Raw genomic sequence first — 17,366 nt, 5'->3', positions numbered from 1 at the left:
CAATGGGATTTCTGGTAGTATCCGTGGTGGCGATATCAGTCCCGCATGATCGTCACTCGCACCCGTTCAATCGGCATTGGAACCAAAGGCTGCCATGGCAAAAGCGCGTGTCGGCCGTCCGCGAGGCGAGAACACCGAAAACGCCAATCGACGGCGCAAGCAGTTGATGGATGCGGCCATCGAATCCATCGTCGAACACGGGCTTTCGGCCACGACACTGGCCACGGTTGCCAAGGCGTCGGGCCTGTCCCAAGGCACCGCGGTCTTCTATTTCAAGAGCAAGGACTCGCTGCTCGTCGAGACGTTCCGTCACCGACTGGAGGAGTACAGAACGTTCTGGATGGAGACGCTGGACGCCGCCGGTCCCGACCCGGTCGACCGGATCACGGCGCTGGTGTTCGCGGCATTGGCCCCACACCTGATGGAACGGCAGAACCTGGTGTTCTGGAACTCGCTCTGGAACGAAGCGTCCAGAAACAGCGACCTCGCCCAAATGTCGGCCCGCTTCGACACTGAGCGGCAGGCGGTTCAATTGTCGCTTTGCGAAGACGCCAAGGACCTGTTCGAGGGAACGATCTGGACGCCGAGAACCGTCGCGCACACCCTTGAGACGATGACCGACGGCATGTGGAGCCGGCTCTACTACTCTCCGGACTACATGACCCCGTTGGATGCCAGAATGGCGGTCGCAACCGTGTTGTCACTGATCTTTCCGTCAAGAGCGGGCGACATCATGAAACAGGCGTCGGACTTCCCGGCCAACTCATGCAGCCAAGCTTAGGCGAAACTGAAATCTGGACCCGGACGAAAAGGCCCTTGGTGGTTGCCCGCCAGCAGGATGTCGATGGCGTCACTTGATGTGATGCACACTGTCGAAGCCTTCGAAATGCGGCCCGTCCAGGTACATGTGGCGGTGCTCACCGGCCGAGCGGTGAGCGTCCCGGAAAGCCTGAGACTTGGTCCACGCTACGAAGTCGTCACGTGACGCCCACAGGGTGTGGGAAGCAAACAGCGTATAGGTGTCGTTGGACGGACCGCGCAGCAGGTTGAACTCGACAAACCCCGGCACGTCCTTCAGGCGGGAGTCGCGGTTCTTCCAGACACCCTCGAACTCCTCCTCATGGCCCAGGCGCACCTGGAACCGGTTCATGGCGAAAAACATGCGCTTCTCCCTAATGATGTGTTGACGATAGCGGAAGGAAGATCGGCCGACCGTTCTCTGGATGTTGTAGAACGGTTACCGGCAACTTGAAGATGGATTGCAGCAGATCTTGAGTCATGACCGCCGAAGGCGGGCCGTCGGCGACCAGCGCGCCCTCGCTCAGCACACAGATTCTGTCGGCATGGATCGCCGCGAGATTGGGATCATGGAGGATGGCGAGCACGCCGAATCCGTCATCGGCAAATCGCCGTGCGGTCTCCATGATTGTCTGTTGATGCCCGATATCCAGGTTGTTCGTCGGCTCGTCCAGCAGGATGTAACGGGTATCGCCGGCGTCACCATCAACCCCGCTCTGACGCCAAACCTGTGCGAGGACGCGAGCCAGTTGCACGCGCTGGCGTTCGCCCCCGGATAGAGTCGGATAGATCCGCTCAGCCAAGTGCACCATGTCGACCTCCTTCAGGGCCGACTGAGCAATCGCAATGTCATCCTCTCGTCTGGAACGGCCGGCATGGCAACTGCGGCCCAGCATGACAACGTCGAAGACGCGGAACGGGAAGGTCAAGAGTGGCGTCTGCGGCAAGACCGCGCGGCGCAGGGCGAGATCATGTGGGCGCCACCGCTGCACGGGAAGACCATCCAACGACGCCAAACCGGCATTGGGCGATCGCGCGCCCGACAGCACGTGCAGCAATGTCGACTTGCCGGCGCCGTTCGGTCCGATGACCGCGACAATCTCGCCCGGGCGCACGTCTAGCGAAACATCGCGCAGGATCGACGCATCTCCGATCGAAACCTTGATATCCGATGCCCGCAACATCACCACATGCCCATGCCGCGCCGGCGCACCAGAAGCCACAAGAAGAAGGGACCGCCTATCAGGCTTGTCAGAATGCCGATTGGCAGTTCCGCCGGCAGAACGATCGTGCGCGCCAAAAGGTCGGCCAACAGAAGCAGGATAGCGCCAAGCAACACGGATGCCGGCAGCAGACTGCGATGATCGGGGCCAATCACCAGGCGGATCAGATGCGGCACGACCAAGCCGACGAAGCCGATAATCCCGGTCAACGCGACCGATGAGCCAGCGGCAAGCGCCGCCAGCACGACGATCCAACGCTTCGTCCGCTCGACGTCAAAACCAAGATGCAGCGCCTCGGTTTCGCCGAGCAAGAACGCGTTGAGGTGACGCCATAACATCGCCAGCAGAATTGTCGGCACCAGCATAAGCGGCGCCGCCGGCAGCAGGCGTTCCCAGGTTACGCCACCCAGACTTCCGAGCAGCCAAAAGTTCAAGTCTCGCAACTGCTGATCGTCGCTTAAGAATATCAGAAGACCGATCCCGGCCCCGGAGATCGCATTGAGCGCGATGCCGGCCAGCAGAAGCGTTGCAACCTCAGTTCGCCCGTCACGCGACGCGATACGGTAGACCACGAACGTAATGATCAGGCCGCCGGCGAACGCGGCGACGGGTATGAGATAGGTCAAGCTGCCGGCTGGAAGGAACGCAACCGCCGATCCGCCGAGAACGATGGCCGCCGCGGCCGCTACCGCCGCGCCGCTCGATACCCCGATCAGGCCGGGGTCGGCCAATGGATTGCGGAACAATCCCTGAAGCGCCGCACCGGCGACCGCGAGCGCCGCGCCGGCCAACAACCCAAGGCAGACGCGCGGCAAGCGGATCGCAAGCAACACAATGCTATCGGTGTCGCCGGTTTCGCTCGCCGACGCGAAGCCCAACCACCCAGCCAGGATCGCGACCACCCGTTCCGGCGGGATTGCCACCGCCCCATAGCCGGCCGCTACAACGATGGTGAGCAACAGCGCCACGCCCAACACGGCAAGAAAGACGCCAACGCGCCTGCGCCTTCTCGTGCTTGCAGCGACGGGGTCGTGTGCAATGTTCATCCCAGCCGTATCGGTTTGGCCCGCCGTCACTCTTGCAGGTCGGGGTGCAATGCCAAGGCAAGCTCGCGTGCGGCTTCGGGCGTTCGCGGACCGAATCCCAACAGCAGCAGACCGTCCATCACCACGATATCGCCGTTTTGACCGGCCGGCGTGGCGGCAATCTCGGGCCGCGACAGGATCGCTTCCTGACCGCCCAGCAGATCAAAGGTACGTCCGGTTACCAACACGACGTCCGGCGCGGCAGTCACGGTGGCTTCGGGAGACAAGGGTTCATAACCCTCGAAACCATCGATGGCGTTTGCGCCACCGGCAAGCTCGATGATCCCGGCCGCCGACGTTTCGCGACCGGCCGCAAGGGGCGCGCCATTGCCGACCGACAACAGGAAGAGGACCTTGGGCTTTGTCTTCGTGGTCGCGACCCAGTCGCGCAGCGCCGCGAAGTCGGCCGTCAGTCGCTCCGCCATCGTTGCGCCCTCGCCTTCCATGCCCAAGGCATTGGCAACTACCCGCACTTTCTCCGCGACGCCTTCCGGCGACGGCTCATCGGGAACAACAACAAGCGGCGTGCCGGCTTCGCGCAGCTGATCGAGAACGGTCGGCGGTCCCGCATCGTCAACGGCGAGCAGCAGCGTCGGGCCAAGCGCCAAGATCGGCTCGGCGGCAAGCTGACGCATGTAACCGACATCCGGCAGGTCCTGGGCCGATTGCGGATAAAGGCTGGTACTGTCGACCGCAACAAGCCCGTCCTCGGCGCCAAGCGCATAGACGATCTCGGTAACCGAACCGCCAATCGATACGATTCTGGCGACATCAGATCCGGTGCTGTCTGCCCCGTCGTCTGTCCAACCGGCGCCAGACATGAGCGAGACTGGCAAGGCGATCGCTATGGCGATGAGCCATGGTGGTAAGGCCCTATTGCACCATGTTCTCGGTCTCTCCACTCGTTTCTCCTTCACCACGAAGTCGGCCTCACCAGATCATGGAGTAACTGACGAGAGCCTTATAGTTGCGCCCTGCCTCAACCGAACCTGTGAAGACCCTGCTGTAGGACTTGTCGAACGCATTATCAACGCCGACGTCGACACGGAACCCTTGGAGCAGGCCTTCAGGCGGCTGCCAAGCGGCATAGAAGTCATGCACCGCATAGCCTCCGCGTTCTTGCCCCGGGGTATTGACCTTGTCGAAGCCATCGGCAGCGAGCATGCGCCAGCCGACGATCGAATTCACTTCCGGCAGCTTCAGGCCCGTGATGACGGTGAACGTGTCGGGCTGCAGGCTTCCCACATAGGCGCCGGTGTCCTCGTCCTTGCCGCGTATCGTCGAGAACCCCAGCGACACGAGGAAGCGATCGTTTTCGTAGACACCTTCCACCTCCGTGCCCCAGAGCTTGGCGTTGCCGATGTTGTCGGCTTCTGTCGTGCCGTTGCAGGCACCGGGAATGAACGGATTACAGTCGACGAACGGGGCTGGCTGAGTGACCGAGAGGTTGATCAAGTCCTTGGCGTAGGTCCGATAGTAAGAACCCTTGACCCACATGCCGTCGTCCTCCGTGAGAACATCTTCGAACGTCAAACCGCCGCCAAACTCCCAGGTGCGCGTACGCTGCGGTTTGAGATCCGGGTTTGGGATGAAATTGTTCGTGATGGTCGGGATGCCGGGGATCACGATATTGAAATGCGTCCCCGTCAAATAGAGTTCATTAAAGGTCGGCGCGCGAAACGCCTCCGAATAGCTCCCGAACACCATCAGCCAGTCATTGGGCAGGTAGCTTACGCCCAGACGCGGCGACCACTCGCTGTCGCTGTTACCGGCCGCAAGCGAGCTGTTGACCTCGTAGTCGTCATAGCGGATGCCCGGCACGATAAGCAGCTCGCCGGGAATGGTGCCGAAAGGCTCGGTGATCGTGGTCTCCGACTGCAGAAACACACCATAGAAATAATCTTCCGCGTTCGGCACACCGGCCCGGGTACCCGATCCGGACGCGCCGAACTGCTTGTCGTGGTAGAACTCGACGCCATAGGTAAAGATGTTGGCGACGTCGTCTGACGTATCAAAGCTTGTGCGGTTATCGATCCGAAAGCCGTAGGTGTCGACATCGCGTTTCACTGTCTGGCCGGCCGGCCCGATACCGAGGTTATCGAGCCTGAGTTCGTCAGCTTGTGTTTCGGTGAAGTAGGCGATGACGTCCAGGTCAAGCAGGTTGTCCATTGGATTGCTGTAGTCGTAGCTGACCTGATAGGTGCTTGACCGTATGTCTTTGTCGACGATGCCGAGGCCGCCTGCACCCTGCCCGTTGTTCGGCTCCTGCGCATCGTTCCGGAAAGTGATGTAGGACCCCTCGATGCGGTGATAGTCGGCAAAGTTGAACCCGCCGGTCGCCAGCCCGGCGATAATGTCGTCGTCGGTGTTCGCCAACGTGTTGCCGTCGCCGAGTTTGATATCGCCGGAATCGCGTTTGGTGATAGAGCCCAGAATGTCGAACTGGTCGGTCGGCGCCGTATAGGCGGTCAGCGTACCGACCCATTCGTCGTTGACCGTCTGAAAACCGCCGGAAACAGTGCCGCCATAGGTGTCACCGCCCGACAAAAAATCGGCGGCGTCGAGTGTCCTGAACTCGATCACACCGCCCGTACCGCCACTGCCATAGAGCGCCGAGGCCGGACCACGCAGCACTTCGACCTGCTGGATCAGACTGGGATCGATGAAGAAACGCCCATCATGGGCCGATCCAAAGTTCTGGCGCGCGCCATCAATCAGAACGACGGTGTCGGGCCCGGAGAAACCCCGGATAACCGGCACCTCGCCGGTCCGCCTCGGCCCGCCAAGGAACTGAACGCCCGGCACCCATTTCAGGATGTCGTCAGGCGTTGACGGCTGGAGCGTCTCGATTTCCTCCCTGCCGATGACCGAGACCATGCCCGGATACTCGAACGCCTCGATCGGATTGCGCGTCGCGGTCACCGAAATCGGGTTGAGAAGAATGGGCAGCGATGCACCGCCATCATCCGTCCCCTCCTCCTGTGCGACCGTTGCATCCTCGGCTGTCTGAGCGACGGCCAACGATGCATAAAGCGCCGTCACAACGACCGTTGCCACGGCGCAGCCCACCTTTCCAAAAGTCATACCAGTTCCCCGCTCTGCTCACTCGCTTCTTTGAAGCGCGCATCCTGGCTGGCTGCCTTGAGCCTCGTGGGCAATCGGTGGCTGGCTTGGACAGTTTTTGGTTCGTCAACACGGCTACTTCGTCAGGATCAGTTTACCCTTAGCCGTACAACGCAGCCGATAGCTGTCGCTATCGTGCTCAATAATGAGTTCGTTGGCGCCATCGAACAGGACAGTGCTCGCGATGCGGCGAACGCCGCCGGTGTTGGTGGCATCGACATCGCCAACCTCACCGTCAGGCAACCGCGACGAACCGCTACGGTCCTGCATAAACAAACTCCTCGCGCTCTTCTCAGCGGCGCGTCAAACCCAAGCGGGTGTCATCGTAACGTGATCGCAAAAGCAAATGCAACTCATTCTCATTCGTAGTTGGGCAATTTTGACACCACATCACAAAGCTGATTTCAACGGTGTTTGAGCGCATTAGACGGCGATTCCTTAACCGAAACCACAATCAACCTCTCGCCCGTGCGGAGTGTCTTGTTGCCCCCCGGTCCGTTCGTGCGGTACGAACAGTTGCGAACGATTCTTAACAAAGACCCCACGATCTGTGTGACCAAGGCAAGCCGACTTGCACCGAGGTCATGTCAAAGGCAGGCGAAAAGGAACTCGTGGTCTTGCGCCAAAAGACAACGCCTCTCGACCTCTTCGTTACGCATCGCAATGCTCTCGTCGACTACGCGAACGGCATCATTGGCAACCGTGCGCACGCGGAGGATCTGGTGCAAGAGGCCTGGTTACGATTTGACGCAGCGGCAAACCGCCGACTTCTGGAGGAGCCGGTCGGGTACCTCTACCGGATCGTGCGCAACCTTGCGCTCGATGGTCGGCGCACCATGACGCGCGAGAACCGTGTCATGACCGGCGATGACTTCGACAGCGTCGCCGGCAGAACCGCAGCTGGCGAACCGACACCGGAGATGGTCGCGCTGCACAAGGACGACTACCGCATCGTCATGGAGGCCATCGCCGAACTGCCGGAACGCACCCGGATAGCACTTGAGATGCATCGTTTCGGCGGCTGCAAACTGCGCGAAATCGCTGCGTTCCTCGGCATTTCGGTCTCGCTTGCCCACATCCTTGTTGCCGATGGGGTCGAGCACTGTAAACGGCGACTTGGTCAGGCGTCATGATGACGGCCCGAACTTTTGGACTGGAAAACGCGGCGCTGGAAACGTCTATGAATTGTCGGGGAACGCTGCCTCACGCCGCGAGGCAGATCGACGCTAGGTTCAGGCTGCCAACCATGCTGCAGGAATCGCATGACCGCTGAGACGATGTCAGCCGAGGAGCGAGCCTCGAAGGAGGCCACGGACTGGCTCATATTGCTACAGGAGGAACCGGACGACCCCTCGCTGTTGAGCCGCTTTGAACGTTGGCTGGGCGATAGTCCGGTCAACGCAGCGGCATGGGCGACGACACAGAAGACGGTACGCGCGATCGGCGTGGCCCAACCTCAGACGTCGGATGCGTGGGCATCGTTCGTTGCCGAAAGCCGCGCTGCAGACGTGCTGCAGCAGCAACCACAAACAGACGCCGCGGTCGCGAACACTGCGAGATCTCCTGGCCAACGCCGGGACGTTGCGGTGCGCAGAGATCAGCCGACGAGGCGACGGAAGCTAGGCCTCAGAGTAGCGACATTGGCGATTGCGGCGTGCATCGCCATCCTTGCCGTTCCGTCGATCGTCCTGCGTCTAGAGGCCGACCACATCACCGGTAGCTCGGAAGTGACCACGATAGCATTGGCAGATGGCAGTGCGGTCACCATGGCGCCCGACAGCGCGATTACCGTCACCTATGACGACACGGGCCGCGATGTTCGCTTGCTCGCCGGCGAGGCCTTCTTTGATGTCGTGTCTGATGCGGACAGGCCGTTCCGTGTCACCACACGCGACGTCCAAGCGACCGTGCTGGGCACACAGTTCAATGTGCGGAGCGACAACGACGAAGCTGAGATCGCGGTCGCATACGGCGTTGTCCGCGTCGACAACGACCGTGTCACGCCGCCGGTATCCGAAACGCTCGCGGCAGGCCAACGTGTTCGCGTTACGTGGAACGGCAATGTCATCCGAAGCGACATACCGGCGGTCCAAATAGCGGCGTGGCGTCAAAACCAACTGGTCGCGCAGGATCAGCCCATGGGGGAGGTTGTCGATCGGCTCCGGCCGTTCTTCGACGGCACGATCATCGTCACCGACGGCGCGTTCGCCGAACTCCCCGTTACCGGCGTCTACAACCTCGCCGACCCGGTCGACGCCTTGCGCGGCCTTGCTCACACCCATGGCGCAAGCGTCCACCAGATCACACCCTGGATCCTCGTCGTGTCAGCACCGTGATGAAATAGCCCGCCAAATCAGAACGATAGCCGTTAGGAACTTTTTTTAGAAAAGCCCAGCTCGCAAGCGTTGTGTCTAGTGGAAAGTGCGAATGAGAGGCATTCGCATACAAATGCTGTGCGGGCTCACCGGGGGTGTCTCGCCAGACACACCGTGGCGGGGGAACATTGTGAGCATCAGAACCGGAAACGCTGCGTGGGCAATCGCACGGCGAACCGCAATCGTCGGCATTGCGATCGCGACGACATTCTTGGCGACCGAAACCCAGGCGGCGTCCGCCGAGATACCCGAGCCCACAGCACAATCGGCTGAGCTTGACGCGCTGCAGACGTTTGATATCCCCGCGCAACCACTGACCAGCGCGCTCGCCTTGTTCGGTCAGCAATCCGGCCTTCAGGTGACCGCAGACGGCGCCCTGATCCGAAACGCCAACGCGCCAGATGTCCGGGGCACCATGACATCCAACCAGGCGCTCAGGCTGTTGCTGTCACAAACCGACCTGACCTACAGCATCGTCGATGGCACGACGGTGAGTATCCGGCAACGCGGTCAAAGTGATGATGACGTTCTGATGCTTGATCCGATCACGGTCGAGGGACAGGGCCAGACCGCCTTCGGACCCGTCGACGGCTTCGTCGCCGATCGCAGCTCCACTGGCTCGAAGACGGACACTCCGATCAGCGAGGTGCCGCAATCGATCAGCGTCATCACCGAAGACCAAATCGACGCGCTCGGCGCCCGAACGGTCGGCGACGCGTTGGCCTACACCGCCGGCGTGACAACCGGTACGCGTGGCGATTCATCGGGGCTAGGCGGCGACAACATTGCCATTCGCGGCTTTGGCGGCGACGGCACTGCTGGCGCCTCCGATAACGAATACTGGGACGGTCTGCGTGTCCAGGGGACGCAGTTCGCAGTGAGCAGTTTCGATCCGTTCTTTTATGAGCGGCTTGAGGTGCTGCGCGGACCGGCATCCGTTCTCTATGGCCAGAACCAGCCTGGCGGCATCGTCAACCGCATCTCGAAACTACCGCCTGACGAAGCCCAGGGGGAGGTCATGCTTCGCGGCGGCACCTTCGACACGATTGAACTGGGTGTCGATCTCGGCGGTCCCTTGACGGATGACGCGGACCTAACCTACCGGCTCGTCGGCATTCTCTCCGACCAGAATGCACAAACCCAATTCACGGGCCGCAAACGTGAGGCGTTCGCGCCCAGTTTCACCTGGCGTGCAACACCCGATACGACGCTGACCATTCTGACCGCCTATCAGCATGACGATATCGACGGCGGCTTCGTGAAGTATCTACCGTCCGTCGGCACTGTTTTTGATTCGCAGTTCGGCAAGATCCCGCGCGACCGCTTCGCCGGAGATCCCAACTACGATAAATGGATCCGCGAGTTCTATGCGCTCGGCTACGTTTTCGAGCACCAGTTCGACGACACCTGGTCGTTCCGGCAAAACGCCCGCTATACCCATAACGACCTGGACTTCGAGTCGGTCTTCATCAGCTCGCTTCAGGCCGATGAGCGGACCGCCAACCGAAGCGCGTTCGGTGCCGTCGAACACTCTGACGCCTACGCCCTGGACACGCAGGCACAGGCGGTCTTTGACACCGGTGCGCTTTCCCACACGTTTCTCTTTGGCATCGACCTGCAGCGCAACAATAGCGATACGCTGCGCCGGTTCAGCGCGGCGCCGACGCTGGACCTCTATGATCCCGTCTACTATCAGACCATCCCTCAACCGCCGGTCTTTCAGAATCTCGACTTTCGTACCGAGCAGATCGGTCTCTACGCCCAGGACCAGATCAAGTTCGAGAACTGGATTTTCACATTCGGTGGGCGGCAGGACTGGGCCGAGAGCAAGACCACCAACAACCTGACCGGCGGCATCACCTCGCAAGATGACAACAAGTTCTCCGGTCGGGGCGGCGTGGGCTACGCCTTCGACAACGGTCTCACACCCTATGTCAGCTACTCCGAATCCTTCGTGCCTGAGATCGGTGTGGACTTCTCCGGCAACCCCTTCGTACCGACCACCGGCCAGCAGTATGAAGCCGGCATCAAGTATGAGCCACCGGGCGAGAACCTGATTGCGACTGTGTCGGTTTTCGAGCTGACTCAGCAAAACGTCTTGACGCCCGACCCGAACAACCCGGGCTTCGAAGTTCAAGCCGGTGAAGTACGGTCGCAGGGTGTCGAGTTGGAAGCCGTTGCGACCTTGGACAGCGGGTGGAGCTTCATCGCTTCCTACACCTACCTCGACCAGAAAGTTACGGAGAGCAACGGCACCGACCTCGGCAATCGGCTGACCGGCATTCCCGAGCATACGGCCTCGTTCTGGGGCGGCTATGCGTTTGACGGCAACAGCCTGGACGGGTTGGAGCTTGGCGCCGGTGTCCGCTATATCGGCAGCTCTGTCGGCGATACCGCCAACACGTTTAACGTACCGGCGGTCACATTGTTCGACGCTTCCGCGCGCTATGACCTCGGGCAAGTCGACAGCCAGCTGACCGGCATGGAGGTTTCGCTCAACGCCTCCAATGTCACCGACGAGACCTATGTCGCATCTTGTCTAAGTGCCGACCGTTGCTTTTATGGTATCGGGCGCTCAATCCTTGCCGGTTTGACATTCGAGTGGTGACGGGCGCGCAAGCCCGCGCCCGTTCTTCGAAGGCCACAACCAAGGGCGCGATCGTCTCACGAACCCTGGCCGCCACGGTCGGCGGGTATGCGTTCGCGTCGCTCTGCGCGGTGCTGTTGGCGCTCGTCATGCCAGCGTCACGTGCAGAGGCGGTTCAGACGGGCATGCTTGTCAGCGCGCCAATCTGGGTTGCCGTCTGGATCTGGGCCTTCGCCGTTAGGGCCGCATGGCGCGCATGGTTGGGGATTGGGTCCGCTTGTTTGGTGGCGGCCGCCCTGTTGTCGCTCGTTTGGTTTGGAGAACGGCTGTGAAGGCGACGTTCCGCCAATCCATGGCGTGGCTGCACACCTGGTCCGGTCTGCTGGTCGGCTGGCTGTTGTTCGCGATCTTCCTGACCGGCACCGCGAGCTATTACCGCCAGGAGATCAGTCTTTGGATGCGCCCCGAGTTGCGCATGGTCCGGATCGCGCCGTCCGAAGCCGCGGATCGGGCGATCGACAGGCTCCAGGAGATCGGTCAGGGCGCGTGGCAATGGGTCATCGACTTGCCGACAGAGAGAAACCCGACGACCGAGATCGTTTTTCGCCGCGAACCCGGCAGCGGTCCGACCTTCGGGCGCGAACTGCTGGATCCCGTGACCGGCAAACCCATCGACGTCCGCAGCACGTACGGCGGCGAGAGTCTCTACTACTTCCACTTCGATCTTTTGGTGCCGTCGATTTGGGGCCGCCTGATCGTCGGGTTCTGCGCGGTCACCATGCTGGTCGCGATCATCAGCGGTATCATCACCCATCGCCGGTTCTTCCGGGACTTCTTCACATTCCGCCCGCGCAAGGGTCAACGCTCCTGGCTCGACGCACACAACGCCATGGGCGTGATGGCCCTGCCCTATCATATCCTGATCACGTACACGGGCATCGTGCCCCTGCTCTTCCTCTACATGCCCTGGGGTGTCGACGTCGCGTACTCGGGGGACCGCAGCGCCTTTCTTCAGGATAGCGGCGTTGTGACGACAGACGCCACCGATGCGTCCGGACAAGCCGCACCACTTGCCGCCTTGGCGCCGATGCTGGCGGCCGCCAGCCGGCTGTGGGACGGCGGCCAGGCCGGCCGCATCGTTATCGATCATCCTGACGATGCCGCTTCACGCGTGATCGTGTATCGCAGCGGTACCGAGACCTTGAGCCATCGTGCCGAGGGCGTCGTGTTCAACGGTTCCGATGGTGAACTCGTCGACGCGCAGATGGCGCGGAGTACGGCGACCCGTTTTGCCTTGTTCTTTTATGGCCTGCATCTGGGCCGGTTTGCCGAGCCCGTCCTGCGTGGACTGTTGTTCCTTTCGGGCCTCGCCGGCACCGGCGTCGTCGCGACAGGGTTGATTCTGTGGTCCGTCGCGCGCCGCCGCCGCACGATCGCGGAAGGGCGAGCGCCAGGTTTTGGCCTCCGCACCGTCGACAAACTGAATCTGGCCGCCATTTTAGGCCTTCCCGCCGGCATCGCCGCCCTGTTCTGGGCCAACCGTTTGCTGCCTCTCGACATGGCCAGCCGAGCCGATCGTGAGGTCGAGTGTTTCTTTCTGGCGTGGCTGGTTGTCGCGGTCGTCTTGATGCTACGCCCACTGAACCGCGCCTGGATTGACGGGTTGTGGTTGAACGCCGCTCTCTTTGGTTTGCTGCCGGCGCTCAACGCCGTCACCACCAACCGCCATCTCGCGGACGCCATCGCGACCGGAAGCTGGCAGCGTGCCGGTTTTGACCTGACCGTCCTTGGTTTCGGAGTCGCGTTCGCCAGCACCGCGTGGACGCTGAACCGGAAGGTGCGCCCAACCGCTGCCGCCAACCTGCCACGGCCGGCCACGCGACCTTCACCCGAACAGGTGGAGTTGGTGGAATGACCCTGCTTGCCCTTTCGTGCGCCTATGCCGGTTTCGCCTGCCTGGCCCTGGCGATGGATCGACATCACCGGCAGCTCTGGCAGCGTCCGGTCGGGCAGGGTCGGCGCGCGATGCTGCGTCTGGCCGGCGCGACCCTTCTGACCACCTCTCTCGTTGCCTGTAGCGCGGCGGCCGGTTGGTCGACGGGCTTGGTGCTTTGGTTCTGTGTGCTGACCGCGAGCGGTTTGGCCTTTGTCGTTCTTCTGCCGCTCGCGCCGCGCTTGGCCCTAGCAGGAACGCTCGCCGTCATTCCAAGCGGCATTGCGGCCGCCCTGATGACGATGCCAAGACCATGACATCGAGAGATCAAAAAGAGCGCCGTTCTACCCGTCGTCACCTTGGCAACTGGATGGCCGGTCACACCCGCCATCACCCAGGATGGAACGGTTGCGGTCGGTCCCGCTCGCCGTTACAAAGGATCTCAAATGCGACTAATTCTTATCCGCAAGTGGCAGTTTTGATGTTACGATTGCTCGTCTTAAGCGCTGCATTCGCGTTGTTCGGTGTTTCGGCCAATGCTGGCGATCCGATCGTCACGGTCGAGCTTAACAAGCTTGAACCGAACGGTGATGCCTGTCGGGCGTATCTGATGCTTCACAACGGCGCCGGTGCGGCGTTCGATAGTTTGAAGCTGGACCTCGTGCTGCTCGACAACGACGGCATCGTCGCCAACCGGCTGGCGGTCGAGACGGCGCCGCTGAAGGCTGGGAAGACGAGCCTGAAGGTCTTCGACTTCGCCGATCAGCAGTGTGGCGAGGTTGGCCGCGTCCTGCTGAACGACGTCCTCGCGTGCCATGACAACAACGGGCCGCGCCAAGACTGCCTGGACGTCGTCGCGCCGACATCGCTCGGCTCCGTCGCCTTCATTAAGTAAGGCCCGACCAGGGAAAGCCGCGATATGGATGAAACGGAAGTCAACGCAGAGTCCCTGACCACTGCCCCGGCGGACGGCATGGCGACGGCTGCCAGTGAAGCAGCCGGTACTGCCGGCAACCCGGTTCTGGCCGGTATCCAGGAGCTGGTGCAGGCAGGCGGGCCGGTTGTCGTCATCCTGCTCGTCATGTCCGTGGTCGCGCTTGGCATCATCTTCGCCAAGCTCTGGCAGTTCCACCGCGCGCGCCTGGGCGATCGCAAACTGGCGCTTGGCGCTCTCGCGCTTTATCAGGCGGGCCGGCCCGACGAGGCGCTGGCGCGTCTGAGTGGCGCGCGCAACCCCGTAGCCCAGACTCTGGCGCGCGCCATCCGCGGCCAACAACGCGGCATCGACGAAACCAGAGTGCGCGAAGAAGTCGTGCGTTATGGCGGCGATGTCTTGGAGGCGCTACGCGGTCTGTTCCGGCCGCTCGAGGTCATCGCTTCGCTCGCGCCGCTGCTCGGTCTTTTCGGGACGGTTCTGGGCATGATCGATGCATTCCAGAACCTCGCCGCAGCCGGCAATCAGGTCGATCCGGCGGTCCTTTCGGGCGGCATCTGGGAAGCGCTGTTGACGACGGCCGCCGGACTGGCCGTGGCGATCCCCGTCGTCATGATCCTTAACTGGCTTGAACGCCGCGTCGATCGCGTCGCCTTCGATCTCGACAGCATTGTCACCCGCGTCTTCACGGAGGACCTGTCGGAAGTCTCCGAGGCGCGGACACATGGAGAGCAAAGTGGGCCCGAACGTATCGGGTCGGCTGCCTTCGCAGCTGGCGACTAGGCACACCCTGAAAACCGGCAGGCGCCGCGCGCTGATCAGTCTGACGCCGCTGATCGACGTCGTGTTCATTCTGCTTGTCTTCTTCATGCTCGCGTCGTCTCTGCTTGAGTGGCGCGCAATCGACCTCAACGCGCCTGGGCGCGCGGGCGCGAACACGTCGATGGAAGGCGCTCTGCTTGTTGAGATTCGAACCGACGGTCTGCGTCTATCGGGCCAGACCGTGACGTTGGACGACCTGAAGCAAGCAGTCGGCAAACGGCTCACCGACAATCCGCAGCAACGCGTCCTGATCAAACCGGCCGCCGGCGTCGCACTACAGGATGCGGTGTCGTTGCTTGACCATCTCGCCGAGATCGGCGCGAGGGATCTGTCGTTCATCCGAGACAGCGAACGTTAGGGATATGCGGTTTCAGCGCAGTCAATCGAAAGCCATGGGCGATGAGCGCATTCTGCCGCTCATCAACATCGTTTTTCTGCTCCTGATCTTCTTCATGATCGCCGGACAACTGACCGTGACGGATCCGTTCGACATCGAACCCGTCTACTCGGCGAGCAACGGATCCGACGTCAGGCGCGAGGCATTGGTCGTGGTGGACGCCAGCGGTCAGGTGGCACTCGACGGCGAGATCGTGACCGAGGCCGTCCTCGTCGCGGTGATCAGCGAGCGAACTGAGTTTGCCGGTGCCGACTTCATCGTGCGGCTCAAGGCGGACGGGCGGGCGGAGGCGACATCGATCGTCGCGGTCATGGAGCTTTTGCGCGACGCCGGTGTCGAGAAACTGAAACTGCTGACCGTGCCGGAACCGCTTTGATGCATGTCACCGTGCGTCAACTCCTGATCGCCGTCATGTTGGCGGTCCTGGTTCATGCAGGAGTCGCCGCCGCCATGTTCTGGGAACCCGAGCCACCCGGTGCCGTGGCGTCTGGCATCGGCGGCATCGATGTCTCGCTCGGCCCGACCGGCGGCGCGCCCGGAAGCGTCGCCACACCCGCGCCGCCTCTCGAGGCGCAGGAGGCCGTCGTCGAGGAAGCCGAGGTCGTTGAGGTCGTGGAGACGACCGCGGAGACGCTGCCTGTCGATGAGACAGTCGAGATTACCGAACCCGTCGAGCCCAACGCCATCGTGGCGGTCGACGCCGCGGCGGACGTCGCGGAACCCGTTGACGAAGCTGCGGTCATCGCGACCGACGCGATCGTGGAAGCGGCCGATCTGACAGCGACCGTCAAACCTGATGAGGTCGCCGAGGCCGTGCCGGTTCCGCCGATCCCGCTCGAGGCGCCGACCACCGTGGCATCCTTGGCTGAGGCAACGCCGGCACCGCAAGTCAGCGCGCCTGTGCCGGCCGAGGTCGAAAGCGACGCCGAACCAACGATCTCTGAGGACGCGCCATCGGTTGCCGGCTCGGCCGGCCAAGCGGGATCGCAGGACAGCCCCGACGCCGGCCACGCAGACGACGTCTCGGGCGGCGGCTACGAAGGCAGCGCCGCCGACTACATGGCCTATCTCCTGGCCTGGCTGGAGAAGCACAAGACCTATCCGCGCGAGGCGCAAAGCCGCAACCAGGAAGGTACGGTACTGCTCTATCTCGAGATGGGTCGAGCGGGAGAGGTACACGCCTTCCGGATTCACGATAGCTCCGGCCATCAGCGCCTGGACGACGAGGTTCTCGCCCTCATCCGTCGCGCCGAACCGCTTCCACCGCCGCCGCCTGAGGTCGAAGGCGACCGCATCAAACTGCTCGTTCCCGTCGAATTCTTTCTCAAGTGACGGCGGAACCGTCGGCGTAGGCAGTGCTCAGTTCAGTGTCTTTGACGGCGGGTTGCCCGCTTACAGAACATCCACGTCTCGACAGCAAAGTCTGCCGCAGACATCATGCCGCGTTCACGCAAGTCCGTGATCAATAGGACCGCGGCAGGCCGAGAACCTTCTCGGCGATGAAGTTCAGGATCATCTGAGGACTGACGGGTGCAATGCGGGGGATCAGCGCTTCACGTAGATACCGTTCGACGTTGTATTCCCTCGCGTATCCCATGCCGCCCAGCGTCTGGATCGCGGTCTCACACGCCTTGAACGACGCCTCCGCCGCCAGGTACTTCGCACTATTCGCCTCGGCACCGCAGGTTTTGCCGGCATCGTAAAGAGCCGCGGCCTGCAGGGTCATCAGGAAGGCGGCCTCAAGGTTCATCCAGCAGTGCGCCAGCGGATGCTGGATACCCTGGTTCATGCCGATCGCGCGATCGAAGACGACGCGCTCCTTCGCATACGCCGTCGCCGCGTGAAGCGCCGCCCGTCCCAGACCGACCGCTTCGGCGGCGATGAGAATGCGTTCCGGATTAAGACCGTGAAGGATCATCGAGAAACCTTCGCCTTCCCGACCGATCAAGTCGTCTTCGGGGACCGGCAGATCATCGAAATAGACGATGTTGGAATCAACCGCATGGCGACCGAGCTTGGGGATCTCGGTCGCCGTCACGTGGTCGCGGTCAAGACGCGTATAGAAGAGACTCAGGCCGTCGGTCTTTTT

The 17,366-nt window shown here is 62.0% G+C and carries 19 protein-coding genes; 12 read left to right on the top strand and 7 right to left on the bottom strand.

The features are described 5' to 3' along the window. Nucleotides 1-94 precede the first annotated feature (94 nt). Entirely contained in the window at nt 95-781 is a 687-nt protein-coding gene (locus AAF563_03895) for a TetR family transcriptional regulator (GenBank protein ID MEM7120393.1), read from the top strand. A gap of 69 nt (nt 782-850) precedes the next feature. On the opposite strand, the gene AAF563_03890 is transcribed toward AAF563_03895, so the two are convergent. From AAF563_03890 to AAF563_03865, 6 genes are all read right to left on the bottom strand, one after another. Then, on the bottom strand, nt 851-1,162 hold the full coding sequence (locus tag AAF563_03890) for an antibiotic biosynthesis monooxygenase (GenBank protein ID MEM7120392.1): 312 nt from the start codon (nt 1,160-1,162) through the stop codon (nt 851-853). A gap of 10 nt (nt 1,163-1,172) precedes the next feature. Then, the gene (locus tag AAF563_03885; protein MEM7120391.1) at nt 1,173-1,982 is read right to left on the bottom strand and encodes a heme ABC transporter ATP-binding protein; all 810 of its coding nucleotides are present in this window, start codon (nt 1,980-1,982) and stop codon (nt 1,173-1,175) included. Continuing rightward, nucleotides 1,982-3,067 (bottom strand): iron chelate uptake ABC transporter family permease subunit, encoded by a 1,086-nt coding sequence (locus AAF563_03880; GenBank protein MEM7120390.1) that lies wholly within the window; start codon nt 3,065-3,067, stop codon nt 1,982-1,984. Before AAF563_03880 ends, AAF563_03885 begins: the two co-directional genes overlap by 1 nt. 26 nt (nt 3,068-3,093) lie before the next feature. After that, nucleotides 3,094-3,927: an ABC transporter substrate-binding protein gene (locus AAF563_03875; GenBank protein ID MEM7120389.1), complete on the bottom strand. Its 834-nt coding sequence runs from the start codon at nt 3,925-3,927 to the stop codon at nt 3,094-3,096. 109 nt (nt 3,928-4,036) lie between these two features. Then, a complete protein-coding gene (locus tag AAF563_03870; protein MEM7120388.1) occupies nt 4,037-6,163 on the bottom strand; it encodes a TonB-dependent hemoglobin/transferrin/lactoferrin family receptor in 2,127 nt (708 codons plus the stop codon). Between the two features lie 141 nt (nt 6,164-6,304). After that, on the bottom strand, nt 6,305-6,499 hold the full coding sequence (locus AAF563_03865; protein MEM7120387.1) for a hemin uptake protein HemP: 195 nt from the start codon (nt 6,497-6,499) through the stop codon (nt 6,305-6,307). A 314-nt stretch (nt 6,500-6,813) separates the two neighbouring features. Here AAF563_03865 and AAF563_03860 point away from each other — a divergent pair, with 314 nt between their 5' ends. From AAF563_03860 to AAF563_03810, 11 genes are all read left to right on the top strand, one after another. Next, on the top strand, nt 6,814-7,362 hold the full coding sequence (locus AAF563_03860) for a sigma-70 family RNA polymerase sigma factor (GenBank protein ID MEM7120386.1): 549 nt from the start codon (nt 6,814-6,816) through the stop codon (nt 7,360-7,362). A gap of 129 nt (nt 7,363-7,491) precedes the next feature. Then, the gene (locus tag AAF563_03855) at nt 7,492-8,565 is read left to right on the top strand and encodes a FecR domain-containing protein (protein ID MEM7120385.1); all 1,074 of its coding nucleotides are present in this window, start codon (nt 7,492-7,494) and stop codon (nt 8,563-8,565) included. Nucleotides 8,566-8,734: 169 nt separating this feature from the next. Then, nucleotides 8,735-11,212, top strand: coding sequence for a TonB-dependent siderophore receptor (locus AAF563_03850; protein ID MEM7120384.1), 2,478 nt, complete (start codon nt 8,735-8,737; stop codon nt 11,210-11,212). A gap of 128 nt (nt 11,213-11,340) precedes the next feature. Further along, nucleotides 11,341-11,523: a DUF3649 domain-containing protein gene (locus AAF563_03845; protein ID MEM7120383.1), complete on the top strand. Its 183-nt coding sequence runs from the start codon at nt 11,341-11,343 to the stop codon at nt 11,521-11,523. Further along, complete coding sequence (locus AAF563_03840) at nt 11,520-13,106, top strand: PepSY-associated TM helix domain-containing protein (protein ID MEM7120382.1); 1,587 nt, start codon at nt 11,520-11,522, stop codon at nt 13,104-13,106. Before AAF563_03845 ends, AAF563_03840 begins: the two co-directional genes overlap by 4 nt. Next, nucleotides 13,103-13,441, top strand: coding sequence for a DUF3325 domain-containing protein (locus AAF563_03835; GenBank protein MEM7120381.1), 339 nt, complete (start codon nt 13,103-13,105; stop codon nt 13,439-13,441). Before AAF563_03840 ends, AAF563_03835 begins: the two co-directional genes overlap by 4 nt. A 164-nt stretch (nt 13,442-13,605) precedes the next feature. Beyond that, complete coding sequence (locus AAF563_03830) at nt 13,606-14,019, top strand: Tat pathway signal sequence domain protein (GenBank protein MEM7120380.1); 414 nt, start codon at nt 13,606-13,608, stop codon at nt 14,017-14,019. Between the two features lie 24 nt (nt 14,020-14,043). Continuing rightward, nucleotides 14,044-14,841 (top strand): MotA/TolQ/ExbB proton channel family protein, encoded by a 798-nt coding sequence (locus AAF563_03825; GenBank protein ID MEM7120379.1) that lies wholly within the window; start codon nt 14,044-14,046, stop codon nt 14,839-14,841. Next, nucleotides 14,831-15,238 carry a biopolymer transporter ExbD gene (locus AAF563_03820; protein MEM7120378.1) on the top strand — a complete coding sequence of 136 codons (408 nt, stop codon included), beginning with the start codon at nt 14,831-14,833 and terminating at the stop codon, nt 15,236-15,238. The genes AAF563_03825 and AAF563_03820 overlap by 11 nt, the downstream gene beginning before the upstream one ends. A gap of 4 nt (nt 15,239-15,242) precedes the next feature. Continuing rightward, nucleotides 15,243-15,653: a biopolymer transporter ExbD gene (locus tag AAF563_03815; GenBank protein MEM7120377.1), complete on the top strand. Its 411-nt coding sequence runs from the start codon at nt 15,243-15,245 to the stop codon at nt 15,651-15,653. After that, on the top strand, nt 15,653-16,609 hold the full coding sequence (locus tag AAF563_03810) for a TonB family protein (protein ID MEM7120376.1): 957 nt from the start codon (nt 15,653-15,655) through the stop codon (nt 16,607-16,609). The genes AAF563_03815 and AAF563_03810 overlap by 1 nt, the downstream gene beginning before the upstream one ends. Nucleotides 16,610-16,739: 130 nt before the next feature. Here the strand turns inward: AAF563_03810 and AAF563_03805 are convergent. Continuing rightward, the coding region (locus tag AAF563_03805; GenBank protein ID MEM7120375.1) for an acyl-CoA dehydrogenase family protein at nt 16,740-17,366 on the bottom strand (627 nt) is incomplete at its 5' end.

The sequence above is a fragment of the Pseudomonadota bacterium genome (assembly GCA_039028155.1).
Lineage (GTDB): Bacteria > Pseudomonadota > Alphaproteobacteria > SP197 > SP197 > JANQGO01.
Note: the sequence above shows the minus strand (reverse complement) of the source record. Positions and strands in the feature narration are given on the sequence as shown.